Genomic DNA, 860 nt, shown 5'->3' with positions numbered 1-860 from the left:
GTCTGGATGATTTAGGTCACATGACCAACTGCGGGATTTTGAAGTTTACTTTTGAACATGACCAATTCTATCTAGAAGAGGCCATCGGTCATGATTTTAGCAATTGGGAGGGAAAATGAAAGATTTATACTTGATGCGACACGGTCAGACTTTTTTCAATCAAGAGGCCTTGGTACAGGGAGCTTGCGACTCTCCTTTGACAGAACTGGGGCAGGATCAAGCCCGGCAGGCAGGAGCTTATTTGCAAGGGCGGGGCATTCGTTTTGGTCAGCTCTACTCCTCCACCCAGGAGCGGGCTTCTGATACTCTGGAACTTGTCTCTGGTCGGACCGACTATACTCGCCTTAAAGGCATTAAAGAATGGAACTTTGGCCTTTTTGAGGCTCAGCCCGAACGCCTGCAGCCGAAATTTCGACCAGGAGCCACCTCTTTTGAAGACCTTTTTGTTCCTTATGGTGGAGAAGGAGTGGACCAAGTCGGTGAACGCATGCTGGTCACTCTGACTGAGGTCATGGAGCAGGCAGGAGCAGAGCCAGTCTTAGCTGTTAGCCACGGCGGTGCCATGTGGGCCTTCTATCTCAAGATTGCAGCCCAAGCTCTGGATCCTAAGGTGCGCTTTGGCAACTGCGCCATCTGCCATTACCAATATGAGCAGGGACACTTTAAGCTGGCAGAAGTCATTGACCCGCTGACGGGTAGTGTGTATGAGTGTGAATAAAAAAACTGGTTTCTTATAAAGAAACCAGTTTTTTTATTCTATAAAGATAAAGCTAGTTATTTTATCGTTTTGTTACCTCAACTGGTTCAAGAATCAAAAGCTCTCCTTTAGTAAACTCTCTCATGCTAGCTTTTATGTGCAT

Annotated in this window: 1 protein-coding gene and 1 pseudogene; both read left to right on the top strand. The window is 46.9% G+C overall.

Annotation, left to right across the window (positions count from 1 at the left end; translation table 11 throughout):
* Positions 1-119 (top strand): annotated as a pseudogene (locus tag K4I03_RS12425) (histidine phosphatase family protein); the annotation flags it as partial.
* On the top strand, positions 116-718 hold the full coding sequence (locus K4I03_RS12420) for a histidine phosphatase family protein (protein WP_223313491.1): 603 nt from the start codon (positions 116-118) through the stop codon (positions 716-718). The pseudogene K4I03_RS12425 and the gene K4I03_RS12420, both read left to right, overlap by 4 nt.
* Positions 719-860: the final 142 nt, after the last annotated feature.

It is taken from the genome of Streptococcus sanguinis (assembly GCF_020729725.1).
GTDB classification, from domain to species: Bacteria; Bacillota; Bacilli; order Lactobacillales; family Streptococcaceae; genus Streptococcus; species Streptococcus sanguinis_V.
Note: the sequence above shows the minus strand (reverse complement) of the source record. Positions and strands in the feature narration are given on the sequence as shown.

Excerpts from the sequence above, each read along its gene's own strand:
- K4I03_RS12420 (WP_223313491.1), top strand. The coding sequence starts at position 116 with ATGAAAGATTTATACTTGATGCGACACGGTCAGACTTTTTTCAATCAA.